The organism is Nonomuraea sp. NPDC050153, from assembly GCF_044460125.1.
GTDB lineage: Bacteria > Actinomycetota > Actinomycetes > Streptosporangiales > Streptosporangiaceae > Nonomuraea.
In genome coordinates this window covers 757,680-769,483 of the sequence record NZ_JBITJQ010000001.1, presented here as the reverse complement: position 1 = coordinate 769,483, position 11,804 = coordinate 757,680, and the positions used below count along the sequence as shown (strand labels likewise).

General features: G+C 73.8%; 12 protein-coding genes. All 12 read left to right on the top strand.

Features of this window, described 5'->3' with window-relative positions; genetic code table 11:
• The first annotated feature begins 10 nt into the window (after positions 1 to 10).
• From ACIBQ1_RS03590 to ACIBQ1_RS03535, 12 genes are read left to right on the top strand one after another with little or no spacing between them, the layout of a single operon-like run.
• On the top strand, positions 11 to 469 hold the full coding sequence (locus ACIBQ1_RS03590; RefSeq protein ID WP_397274377.1) for a phage tail protein: 459 nt from the start codon (positions 11 to 13) through the stop codon (positions 467 to 469).
• 1 nt (position 470) lies between these two features.
• On the top strand, positions 471 to 1,985 hold the full coding sequence (locus ACIBQ1_RS03585) for a phage tail sheath subtilisin-like domain-containing protein (protein ID WP_397274376.1): 1,515 nt from the start codon (positions 471 to 473) through the stop codon (positions 1,983 to 1,985).
• A complete protein-coding gene (locus ACIBQ1_RS03580; protein WP_397274374.1) occupies positions 1,982 to 2,494 on the top strand; it encodes a phage tail protein in 513 nt (170 codons plus the stop codon). Before ACIBQ1_RS03585 ends, ACIBQ1_RS03580 begins: the two co-directional genes overlap by 4 nt.
• Before the next feature lie 5 nt (positions 2,495 to 2,499).
• Positions 2,500 to 2,688: a putative phage tail protein gene (locus tag ACIBQ1_RS03575; RefSeq protein WP_397274373.1), complete on the top strand. Its 189-nt coding sequence runs from the start codon at positions 2,500 to 2,502 to the stop codon at positions 2,686 to 2,688.
• A complete protein-coding gene (locus ACIBQ1_RS03570; RefSeq protein WP_397274372.1) occupies positions 2,685 to 3,356 on the top strand; it encodes a LysM peptidoglycan-binding domain-containing protein in 672 nt (223 codons plus the stop codon). The genes ACIBQ1_RS03575 and ACIBQ1_RS03570 overlap by 4 nt, the downstream gene beginning before the upstream one ends.
• Entirely contained in the window at positions 3,353 to 4,525 is a 1,173-nt protein-coding gene (locus ACIBQ1_RS03565; protein ID WP_397274371.1) for a phage late control D family protein, read from the top strand. Before ACIBQ1_RS03570 ends, ACIBQ1_RS03565 begins: the two co-directional genes overlap by 4 nt.
• Entirely contained in the window at positions 4,522 to 5,082 is a 561-nt protein-coding gene (locus ACIBQ1_RS03560) for a phage baseplate assembly protein V (protein ID WP_397274370.1), read from the top strand. The genes ACIBQ1_RS03565 and ACIBQ1_RS03560 overlap by 4 nt, the downstream gene beginning before the upstream one ends.
• On the top strand, positions 5,082 to 5,486 hold the full coding sequence (locus ACIBQ1_RS03555; RefSeq protein ID WP_397274369.1) for a PAAR domain-containing protein: 405 nt from the start codon (positions 5,082 to 5,084) through the stop codon (positions 5,484 to 5,486). The genes ACIBQ1_RS03560 and ACIBQ1_RS03555 overlap by 1 nt, the downstream gene beginning before the upstream one ends.
• Positions 5,483 to 5,887 (top strand): GPW/gp25 family protein, encoded by a 405-nt coding sequence (locus tag ACIBQ1_RS03550; protein ID WP_397274368.1) that lies wholly within the window; start codon positions 5,483 to 5,485, stop codon positions 5,885 to 5,887. The genes ACIBQ1_RS03555 and ACIBQ1_RS03550 overlap by 4 nt, the downstream gene beginning before the upstream one ends.
• Positions 5,884 to 7,776 carry a hypothetical protein gene (locus tag ACIBQ1_RS03545; protein WP_397274367.1) on the top strand — a complete coding sequence of 631 codons (1,893 nt, stop codon included), beginning with the start codon at positions 5,884 to 5,886 and terminating at the stop codon, positions 7,774 to 7,776. Before ACIBQ1_RS03550 ends, ACIBQ1_RS03545 begins: the two co-directional genes overlap by 4 nt.
• Positions 7,773 to 9,818, top strand: a complete 2,046-nt coding sequence (locus tag ACIBQ1_RS03540) for a putative baseplate assembly protein (protein WP_397274366.1) — start codon at positions 7,773 to 7,775, stop codon at positions 9,816 to 9,818. Before ACIBQ1_RS03545 ends, ACIBQ1_RS03540 begins: the two co-directional genes overlap by 4 nt.
• 12 nt (positions 9,819 to 9,830) lie before the next feature.
• Complete coding sequence (locus tag ACIBQ1_RS03535; RefSeq protein ID WP_397274365.1) at positions 9,831 to 11,798, top strand: phage tail protein; 1,968 nt, start codon at positions 9,831 to 9,833, stop codon at positions 11,796 to 11,798.
• The last annotated feature ends 6 nt before the right edge of the window (positions 11,799 to 11,804 follow it).

The window sequence follows — 11,804 nt, the reverse complement described above, 5'->3', positions numbered from 1 at the left end:
AGGGCGACCCGTGCCTCTCGTTCCCCGCCCCGAGCCGTACTCCGGGCTCAACTTCGAGGTCACCGTCGAGGGCATCAGCCCCGACGGGGCGGCGGTCGGCGCGACCTTCAAGGAGGTCAGCGGCTTCGAGTCGACCATGGAGATCATCGAGTACCGGTCCGGGCGCAGTCCGCTCACGATGACCAAGATCCCCGGCCTCAACAAGCACGGCAACATCACGCTCAAGTGGGGTGCCAACGGCACCAAGCTGTTCTGGGACTGGATCTTCTCCGCGATGAGCGGGCAGGTCCAGCGGGCCAACGGCTCGATCAAGCTCTTCGACGAGAACCGGCAAGAGGTGATGCGCTGGAACTTCACCCGGGCCTGGCCGACCAAGTACACCGGCCCGAGCCTGAACGCGGCCACGAACGAGATCTCGATCGAGACCCTGGAGCTCGCGGTCGAGACCATGGTCCTGGACACCGTCTGACATGGCCGGCGGATCCGTCCTGCCAGGGCTCAGCGTGGTGGCCGTCCCGCCGCAGGCGGAGCCGTCGCCGTTGCGCTCGGACATCGCCGGGGTGATCGGCCGCACCCGGCGCGGGCCGGTCGGGCAACCGCGGCGGGTCGCGGGGGCGCGCGAGCTGGAGAGCCTGTTCGGCGGCCTCGACCCGCGCTTCCTGACCGGGTACGCGCTGCGCGGCTACCTCGGCAACGGCGGCCAGGTCGTCCACGTACTCCGCCTGGACGGCGCCGGAGGCATCGGCGCGACCGGCCGGTGGGAGCTCGGCGACGTCGCCGACGCGGGGTTCGGCCACACCCGGTACGAGATCCGCTCGACCGACCCCGGCGAATGGGCCGACCGGACCCGGATCACGATCGACTACCTGAACCGGGGCGGGCTGAGTTTCCGGATCGAGGTACCCGGTGAGGCTCCCGAGTTCCTCACCGGGATCGCTCCAGAGGAGGTCGTCGCGGCCCTCGCGCGGTCGCGCTTCGTCCGCCTGGTCCCCGGTGGGCCGGTCGCGAACAGGGCGCCGGGCGGCTCGGCCGGGCCGGCCGTCAAGAGTTGGGAGATCACCCTGGACGGCGGCGCCGACCCGGTCCCCCGGCGCGAGGACTACCTGGACGCGGCGCGGCGGCTCGGCGAGCTGATGGAGGTCGCCCTGGTGCTCGTCCCGGACCTGCACCCGGACCTGGGTGCCGAGGCCGTCCCGGTGCTGCACGAGCTGCTGCGCGATGCCACTGAACGGCAGGACCGCCTGGTGCTGATCGACCTGCCCCCGGACAGAGCGTCGCCGGGACCGGCCGTCGCCTGGACCGGCGCTCTGCACGACGGCCTGCCGCCGGAGCGACGGCGGTCCGCGGCCGTCTACCACCCGTGGATCCGGGTCACCGACCCGTTCGGCGGCACCCGATCGCCGCTGCGCGCCGTGCCCCCGTCCGGGCACGTCGCCGGTCTGGCCAGCCGCCTGGACCGGGAGCGCGGCGCGCAGCACACCCCGGCGAACGCGCTGCTGGCCGACGCGCTCGACCTCGCCGTGCCGCTCGACCGGGACCAACAGTCGGCGCTCACCGCGGGCGGGCTCAACGTGCTGCGCTGCCGGCCGGGACGAGGCCTCGAAGTCTGGGGCGGCCGCACCCTCGACCGCGACCCGGCTCGCCGCTTCGTCGCCCACCGTCGCCTGCTGCACCGGCTGGTCCGCGCGATCCGCCGAGTCGCCGAGCCGCTGGTCTTCGAACCCGACGGCCCGGTGCTGCGCTTCACCCTGGTGCGCGCCGTCCGCTCGGTGCTGCTGGAGTCCTGGCGGGCCGGCGGCCTGAAGGGCGCCACCCCGGACGAGGGCTTCCGGGTGCGCTGCGACGACGGAAACAACCCGCCCGCGCAGACCGAGCTCGGGCAGCTGGAGTGCGAGATCCTGCTGGCCCCAGCCGCGCCGATGGAGTTCCTCCGGGTCCTGCTCACGCTGACCCCGCAGGGCGTGCTGGCGGTGGTGGAGTCATGACGGCGCCGACCGTGCTGACCGAGCCGCCGCTGGCTGCCGTCCGATTCCTGATCACCCTCGACCCGGCCGATGCCTACCTGCCTGCCGCCCAGGCCGCCCTGGTCGGGCTGGTCGCGCTGGGCGAGTTCTGCTACGCCGGCGGCCTCGGCGCGGAGCTTGAGGTGATGCCGTACGCCGAGGGCGGCCGCAACGACTTCGTGCACCAGCTCCCGGTCCGGCACAGCTGGAACCGCATCGTGCTGCGCGCCGGGGTGATCCGCGGGCCCGGCCTCTGGACCTGGTACCAGCTCGGGCTGCAACAGTCCCTGGGCGCCCGCCGGGACGGCACGATCATGCTGCTGACCCCGCTCGGCGCGCCCGCCATGGCATGGGCGTTCCGGGCCGGCCTGGCGGCCAAGTGGACTGGCCCGGAGCTGGACTCGATGGACGGCAAGGTGGCCATCGAGTCGCTCGAGATCGCCCATGAGGGCCTGGTGCCCGTTCCGCTCTCGCCACCGGGAACCGGGTGATCGCCATGCTCACGATCCACCACCTCGAGGTGCGCTTCGACGTCGCCGCCGGCAGCGACGAGGCGGTCTTCGCCCGTCTGTTCGAGCGGCACATGGCCGCGTGGCAGCGGCTGGCGTCCGAGGCCGAGCGCCGCAGCCGGCTCAGCGAGTGCGACCGCTCCTTCCGCGACCAGGACCGGGAGGACTACGCATGATCACGACACCGATCGACGCGGCCGGCCGCGAGTTCGCCGAGGCATACCTTGAGATCATCAGCCCGGCCGAGGACCAGGCCCGGATCCCGTTCAAGTTCAACCCGGCCGAATACCAGCTGAACAAGGCCAACACGTACGCCGAGATCGCCATCCCCGGCCTGGAGTCGCCCCCGCTGCAGTGGATCCGCGGCGGTGCCGAGACCCTGTCAATGGAAGTCCTGGTGGACACCTCCGACTCGCTCAAAGACGTCCGCGCGGAGTACGTCGACCGGCTGCGCGCCCTGCTGTCGCCGAACGAGAAACTCCACGCGCCCCCGATCGTGCGCTTCCACTGGGACGGCGCGATCTTCGACGGCGTCCTGGAGAACCTCGGCGTCGGCTACACGCTCTTCGACCCGAAGGGTGTGCCGCTGCGGGCCAAGCTCACCATCGCGATGAAGGAGTACCGTCCGGTCGCCGTGCAGGTGCGCGAGACCCGCAAACAGTCGGCCGACGTCGACAAGTCGTGGACGGTCACCGCCGGCGACACGCTCGACCGGATCGCCTACGCGGTCTACCGGGATCCGGCGCAGTGGCGGGTCTTGGCCGAGGCCAACGGCATCACCGATCCGCGCTTCCTCGAGCCCGGCCGGCAACTCGACGTGCCCAGCCTCAGGAGGAACGGATGACCACGCAGGCGTCCACCCGCGAACCGGGACTGCCGGCCGACTACTACGCGCCCGAATTCCGCCTCACGGTCGGCGGTTACGACCTGGACCCGACCACCCGGGGCGACGTGCTCGAAATCAAGGTCGTGCTCGACCTGGAGAACATGAGCAGCGCCGACCTCACGATCAACAACTGGGACGACACGACCTTCGACTTCAAGTACACCGAGACCACTACCTTCGATCTCGGCCGCAACCTCAAGATCGAATTAGGGTACGCCGACAACCTGGTCCCGATGCTGACGGGACAGGTCGCCACGCTGAGCCCCCGGTTCCCCGAGTCGGGGCCGCCGAGCCTGCAGATCTCGGTGGTCGACGGGCTGCTGCCGCTGCGGGACGCGAAACCACCGGAGGGCGGCGAGATCCGGTTCGAGAACGTATTCGACTGGGAGATCGCCGAGCGGATCGCCCAGCGGCACGGGATCCGGTGCGCGGTGACCAAGGACGGCCCGCACCACGATCTCGTCGTCCAGGCCAACCAGAGCGACCTGGCCTTCCTCAAGGAACGGGCCAAGCGCATCGACTTCGACGTCTTCATGACGACCGATCAGGACTCGGGCGTCGAGACGCTCAACTTCATCCGGCCCCGCGACGGCCGCGACGATCAGAAGATCCGGGTCTACACGTTGAACTGGGGCGAGAGCCTGATCGAGTTCTCCCCCGTGCTGACGCTGTCCCGGCAGGTCTCGAAGGTCGTGGTGCGCGGCTGGGATCCGCGGACCAAGGAACCGATCGTGGGCGAGGCCGCCGCCGACGACCTGCCGCGCGGGGACGGCACATCAGGACCGGCCGCGGCCGCCAAGCTCGGCGCGTCCGGCCGCGGCAAGCAGGAGGCGGTGGTGGACGCGCCGGTCTTCAGCAAGCAGGAGGCCGACCGGCTGGCCATGTCCCTGCTGGCCGATCGCGCCTACACCTTCGTCACCGGCACCGGCCGCACGATCGGGCTGCCGCACCTGCGGCCGGGCGACAACCTCGAGATCGGCCGGCTCAGCGAGCGCTTCTGCGGCACCTACTACGTCACCAAGGTCGAGCACACCCTCAACAACTCCGGCTACATCACCCAATTCGACGTACGGCGTACCCATGACCGGGGTCCCCGCCGGACGGAAGAGACCAGGAGCGTGGCATGAGCGGACGCAGTCCCCTGTCGCCGGTGACCAACCGGCGCTTCTACGGCGTGGTGCCGGCCATCGTCGCCCCGTTCCCGGACAACGAGGAGGACGCCAGCAAGGAGGGCCGGGTCTGCCTGCGCTTCCCCTGGTTCGACGCGCGGATGGTGACCAAGCCCTGCCGGGTCGCCCAGCTGTACGCCGGCAATGGTTACGGCTCGATGTGGCGGCCGGAGGTGGGCGACGAGGTGCTCGTCGGCTTCGTACAGGGCGACATGCGCGACCCGATCGTGCTCGGCGGCCTCTACAACGGCAAGGACAAGCCCTTCACCCACCCGGACTCAAGCACCGACCAGAAGGCGCTGGTGACCAAGGCCGGGCACCGGATCGTCTTCGACGACAAGGCCGGTACGGTGACCGTCGCGACCAGGTCCGGCGCCAGCATCGTCCTGGACGGCGACGGCAAGAACGTCACCATCACCGCCGACCAGAAGATCTCCCTCAAGGCCAAGAACATCGAGTTGACCGCCGACGGCGGCGATGTCACGGTCAAGGGCTCCAAGATCAGGTTGAACTGATGGCCGCCTCGGGCGCCGCCCGCCGCGACGACCAGGTCACCGGCGTGGACTCCCACATCGTGCTGGTGCCCAGCGCCAGTGGGACCGTGCCCACGCCGCTGCCGCATCCGTTCGCCGGCAAGCTCGGCGACGCTCTCAGCGGCGACGTCCAGATCGAGGGCCGGGACGCGGCGACCGTCGGCAGCGTCGCGCCGAACCAGCCGAAGCACGTCCCGACTCCGCCGGGCACGAGCTTCCAGCGGACGCCCGCCAACCGCGGCACGGTGGCCGGCGGATCGGACACGGTGCTCATCAACGGCAGGAAGGCGGCCCGGATCGGCGACCCGGTGCGCACCTGCAACGACCCTGCTGACCGCAACGCCGGCACCATCGTGTCAGGATCGGGGACGGTGCTGATCGGATGAGCGGCGACTTCCTCGGCACCGGCTGGGCGTTCCCGGTCTGCCCCGGCTTCGGCGGCGGACTGGAGTACTCCTCCGGCGCGGCGAACATCCAGCAGTCTCTGCTGCATCTCCTGCGCACCGTGCAGGGCGAGCGGGTCATGCGGCCCACCTTCGGCACCAAGGCCCGCGACCTGGTCTTCGCTCCGGGCAGCGTGCAGAACCTGCGCCTGCTCGAGACCACGCTGCGCGAGGCGATCCGCGACTTCGAGCCCCGGGTGCAGGTGGACCGGATCAACGCCGAGCTCGACCCCCGGGACGACACCATGGCCGTGGTGGAGGTCGACTACCGGATCCGGCCCGCCAACACCCGGGACAACCTGGTGTTCCCGTTCTACCTCGGCCCGTTGCAGGACACGCCATGACGATCCCGCCGCTTACCCTCGACGACCTCACCTGGGCCCGGATGACCGAGGCGATCCGGGCGCGGATCCCGTCCGCCTCCCTCGGGCAGTGGACGCTGCACGCGCCGGTGGACCCCGGCGTCGCGCTGCTTGAGCTCTACGCCTGGCTGCTCGAGCAGCGCCTCTACCTGCTCGATCAGGTGCCGGACACGCTGGTGCGCGGCGTCCTGCGGCTGCTCGGCATCACCGATCCCGCCCCGGCCGTCCCGGCGGCGACCGTTCTGGCTTTGGCGTCCGGCGCGGCGCCCGGTGCCCTGCCGCCGGCCGTGGTGCCGGCCGGCACCGAACTGGTCCACGCCCTCGGCACGCAACGCCTCGTCTTCACCACCGACGACGACGTCGCCCTGGTCCCGGGCTCCTGGCAGCTGCTGGCCGACGGATTCCCGTGGGAACTGGAGCTGACCGTGCCCGGCGGCTTCGCCCCACCCGCCGGCGCCCGGATCGGCCTGCTCCTGCTGCTGGACACCGGCGAGCGGATCCCGCCCTCGTGGGCCCCGGACGCGCCCGCCGGCGTGCCGCCGCCAGCCACGGTGACCTGGAGCTACGAGTCGGCGCCCGGCCGATTCGAACCCGCCCGGGTCGACGACGGCACCGGTGGTCTGCGCCGCTCCGGGGTGGTCCGGCTGATCTGGCCGGACGACTGGCAGCCCGGCGCGGCCACCGTCGTACGCCGGCTGCGGCTCTCGATCGACCGGCCGGGCTTCAGCGCGCCGCCCCGCCTGCTCAGGCTGACCGTCAACGCGGTGGTGGCGCGGCACTGTCAGGCCGTCACCGCGACCGGCGACCTCCTGGACCGGCTGGCCGGTCAGACGGAGGGCTGGCTCAGCCTGCCCGGCCAGGTGCTGGACCTGAACGCGGCCGGCCGGCTGCTCGACGACCCGGGCAGTGTGCATCTGACCCTGATGGAGTCCGACGGCGCCGAGCACCCCTGGACCGCGACCGCCGAGCTCGCCTTCCACGGCCCGGCCGACCGGGTGTTCGTGATCGACCGCGACGCGGGCTGCCTGCGGTTCGGCGACGGCCTGACCGGGCGGCTGCCGGTGATCGCCGACCCGCCCCGGCTGCGGCTCGACTACCAGCTCGGCGGCGGCCCGGACGGCAACGTCGGCCCGGTCACCTGGACCTGCCCCACCCTCCCGCTCATCGCCACCAGCGCGGTGCCGGCCCGGTTCGGCCGCCCGCCGGAGACCATCGCCGAGGCCCGCGGCCGGGCCGCCGCGGAACTGGCCCGGCCGGTCCGGGCCGTCACCGTGCCCGACATCGAGCAGATCGTCCTGGCCACACCCGGCGTCGACATCGCCCGCGCCGACGTCGCCGTCGGCCTGCACCCGGCCACCCCGTGCGACTCGGTCCCTGGCGCGGTCACCGTCGTGATCGTGCCGGGCGTGCCCGCCGGGGTGCCGGCACCGATGCCCGACCCGGGTGCCGTCGCCGCGGTCACGGCGGCGCTCGAGGCGGCCCGCCTGATCTGCACGGAGATCTTCGTCCGCGGCCCACGCTACCGTCCGGTCGAGCTCGCGGTCGCCCTCGCGTCGGCCGTCGCCGACCCGGCCGGGCTGCGCGAACGGCTGACCCAGGGTCTGGGCCGCTACCTCGACCCGCTGATCGGCGGCCCCGGCGGCACCGGATGGATCTTCGGCGAGCCGCTGCGCCCCACCGAGCTGCTCGGCGTGGCCCAGGACGTCGCCGGCCGCTCCGCCGTGATCGGCGGAGTCTCGATCGGGCTCGACAGCCGGCCACCCGGCGAAAATTGTCAGGACGTCGCCATCGGCCCGCACGACCTGGTCGTCCTGACCGGACTGACGGTGGCCGCGCCCGGCCCGGCCGCGCCCGGGGAGGGTCTGTCATGACCGCGGCGTGGTGGACACCCGAGACCCGGCCGGAGGAAGCCGCCGCCGAGGCGGCCATCCACACCGCCGGGGCCGCGCCGGAGTTGCTCGACGCGACCGCGGCGGCGGTGCGCCGGGCGGTCCGGGACCGGATCCCGGCCTACACGCCGGACTGGACCAACCAGCGAGCGGGCGACCCCGGCGTCGCGCTGACGTCCCTGCTCGGCGACCTGTTCCAGCCGGTGCTCGAGCGCGCCAACCGGCTGCCGGAGAAACTGCTGGTCGAGCAGTTGCGCATCGCCGGGATCGGGATCAGCCCGGCGACGGCCGCGCGCACCGTGCTCCAGATCCAGGTCGTGGACACCGCGCCCGCCCCGGTCGTGGTGCCGGAGGGCTTCCAGGCGGCCGCTGCCACGGCCGACGGAAACGGCCGGGTCGTGTTCGAGACCGAGCGCACCGTCGTGGTCACCCCGACCCGGCTGACCGAGGCACACGTCCAGATCCAGCGGCTCACCAGCAGCGCCGACGCGGGCGCCCTCACGGCCGGCACCGCGCGGGTCCGGCCGTTCGGCGACCGGCCGGCCCCAGGGATGAGCTTCTGGCTGGGGCTGGACACCCCGGTCCGGCCCACGCCGTCCCTCTCCCTCCAAATCGTCGTCACCGATCCGGCCGGGCTGCCGCCGGCTGCGGCCCGGGGTGGCACCCCGCCCCCGCCCGAGCTGCCGCCACCGGTACTGCGCTGGGACGTGCTCGCCGGATCCCGGCTGATCCCCGCCGCCGTGCTGCTCGACGAGACCGGCGGCCTCCAGCGCAGCGGCGTCATCGAGCTGGGCCTGCCGGACGGCTGGGATCCGGCCACGTCGGCGGAGCTCCGCAGCCGCCTGCCGCTGCGGTGGCTGCGCGCCCAGCTGGTGCACGGGGGCTACCGCCGTCCGCCGGTGCTCGCCGCCGTACGCCCCAATGCCGTCGCCGCCGTCGCCGCCCGGACCATTGCCGGCGAGGCACTGGAGCGGCTGCCCCGCCGCGGCCCGGGTGGCACCGTGATGCGGGTGGCCCAGACGCCGGTCCTGCCGGACAGCCTGGTGATCGAGGTCGACGCGCAGGCCCTCGATCCGTTCGGGCTCGACGACACCGGCGGACCGACCCGCTGGCAGGAGGTGGCGAGCCTGGCCGGGATGGGCCCGGACCGGCGGGTCTTCACCGTCGACCACGCCCAGGGCCTGGTCACCTTCGGGGACGGGATCGAGGGCGCCGCCGTCCCGGACGGCTTCCGCAACGTCCGCGCGGTCCGCTACCGCATCGGCGGCGGCCCCGGCGGCGCGATCGCGGCCGGCACCCGGCTGTCCGCGCTGACCGCCGTGCCGTTCGTCACCGGCGCGATCAGCCCGGACGCGGCCACCGGCGGCGCCCCGGCCGAACCGGTGGACGACGCGGTCCGGCGCGGTCCGGCGCGGATCCGCTCCCGCGGCCGCGCGGTGACCGTGGCCGACTATGCCTCGCTGGCACTGCGGGCCGAGGGAGCGCAGATCGTCCGGGCCCACGCCGCCGCCGGCTTCCACCCGGACGTGCCCGGCCCGCCGGTGCCCGGCCTGGTCGGCGTGCTGATCGTGCCCGCCCGGCGCGATCAGCGGCCGCCGCTGCCGGTGCTCGGCGAACTGGACGCGGTCGCCCGTCACCTGACCGAGCAGGTGGCGCCGGCCGGCGTCCAGGTGATCGTGGGTTCGCCCCACTACGAGCGGATCCGGGTGGAGGGCCGCATCGTCGCCGACCCGGACGCCGACCTGGGCGCGGTGGTCCGCGACGCCATCGCCGTCGTCGACGCCTACCTCGACCCGGTGACCGGCGGCGACGACGGGCACGGCTGGCCGTTCGGCGCGCCCGTGCGGCACGCCGCGCTGGTGCGCCGACTGCTCGTGGCCACACCCGGGCTGCGCGCGGTCAGCTCGCTGAACCTCGTCGCGGACGGCCGCCGCCTGGCGCCGTGCGCCGACCATCCCGTGGCCCCGCACGGACTGCCCTATCCGGACACACACGAACTGGTCCCGGTCCCGGGCCGGGTCTGAAGGAGAACGGTGATGAGTTGCGCTCCGGGCCGGCCGGCGTTCCGGCTGCTCGACCCAAGGGTCGGCTGGGCGACCGCCGCCTCCGACGGCCTCACCGGCCTCGACTCCGCCCTGCGGCTGGCCCCGGCCGGCCCGCCGGGCGAGAACCCGGCCGCGACCGCCGCCGTCTTCGGCGACCCCCGGCTGGCCCGCGGCTGCGGCCCGGACGAGTGGTACGCGATCGACGGCACCCGCCCGGCCGTACTGCGCCTGACCCACGGGGGATGGATCCGCACCGGGCTGGGCGGACGCCATCTGGTCGCGATCGCAGCCCGCGGCCGGGTGCTGGCCGTGGCCGACCGGCTCCGGCGGCAGGTGGACGTCTTCGACGGCGGCGGCGAGCATCGCACGGCCCGGCTCGACCTGGACGCCGACCCGGTGGCCGTCGCGATCGCACCATGGGGCGACATCCTGGTCGCGGTGACCGGCTCCGGGCCGATCCGCCGGTTCGGGCCACACGGCGAGAAGCGGTCGGCCGCGCCGTGGGCGGCACCGCCCCAGGTGCTCGGCATGGCCTTCGCCGGCACCGGCGTCCTGCTGCTGACCCGGGACCCGGCCGGGGCACTGACCATCTGGCGCGCCGAGCGTGACCGGCCCGAGGTCACCGCGCTCACCCTCGCGGAGGCGGCCGCGCTGACCGGCCCGTCCGGCGTGGCGGCCGTCGGCGCGGACGGGTTCTGTCTCGGCGGCCGGCGCTGCTGGAGCTGGGCCGGGCAGCCGGTGGACGACGTCGCCGCCACCCGGCCGCAGCCGCTGCACACGGAGGGCCAGCTGCTGACCCGGGCGATCGACAGCGGCCGCCCCGATTGCCGGTGGCACCGGCTGCGAGCCGACGCCGAGGTGCCGCCGGGCGCCACGGTGCGGATCGCGGTGGCCACGAGCGAGACCGGGGACACTCAGCCGGCCAAGGGCGCCGAGACCGGCCCGCGATGGGCCGGCTTCCCGGCCGGGATCCCGCACCCCGGCGACTGGCAGGAGCTACCGGCCGGCGCGGCCGACGCGCTGATCGACCGGCCGCCCGGCCGCTACCTGTTCGTCCGGGTCCGGCTCACCGGCGACGGCACGGTCACCCCCGTCGTGCACGGCATCCGCCTCGATTTCCCCCGGGCCACCAGCCTCGACAGGCTGCCCGAGGTGTGGCAGGACGACCGGACCGCGGCGGGCTTCACCGCGCGGTTCCTGTCCCTGTTCGACGGCCGGATCGAGGACCTCGACCGGGTGATCGAACGCTATCCGGCGCTGCTGGACGCCGCGCACGTACCGGACGCGATCCTGCCCTGGCTGGCCGGGTTGCTGGGCCTGGGCGACGATCCCGGCTGGAGCGACACGACGCGCCGAACGCTGATCCGGGCCGCACCGGAGCTGTACCGGCTGCGCGGCACTCCGCAAGGTCTGCGCCGCGCGGTCGAGCTGGTGTTCGGCGTCGTCCCGGTGATCGAGGAGCTGGGGGCCGCCCGTGCCTGGGGAGCGCTGTCCACCCGAGCAGTGCTCGGCTCGGTGCGGCTGTTCGGGCCGTCGCGGGTGCGCCTGCGCCTGAACCGGTCCACCCTGGGGCGTACGCCGATCCGCAGTCTCGGCGACCCGCGCCTGGACGTGTACGGCAGCGACGCGTACCGCTTCCGGGTATTGATCCCCCCGGCCCCGGACCGGGCCGTCGACGTGCGCCGGCTCGAAGCGCTCGTGCGCGCCCAGGCCCCCGCGCACACGGTCGCGACGGTGCGCATCGGCGGTTCCGGCCTGGTGGTCGGCCGCCGGAGCGTGGTCGGCGTGGACACGCTCCTGGTCGGCCCGCCCGCGCCGGTACTCGGGCCGGCCTCCGGACCGGGCGAGACCGCGGTGCTCAACCATCGCGCCGTGCTGCGGCCCGGCACCCGCCGCGCGAACGCGGCGATTCGGGCCGGTGACAGATCCGTCGTCGGTATCAACATGGTTGTCAGGTGAAGGCGA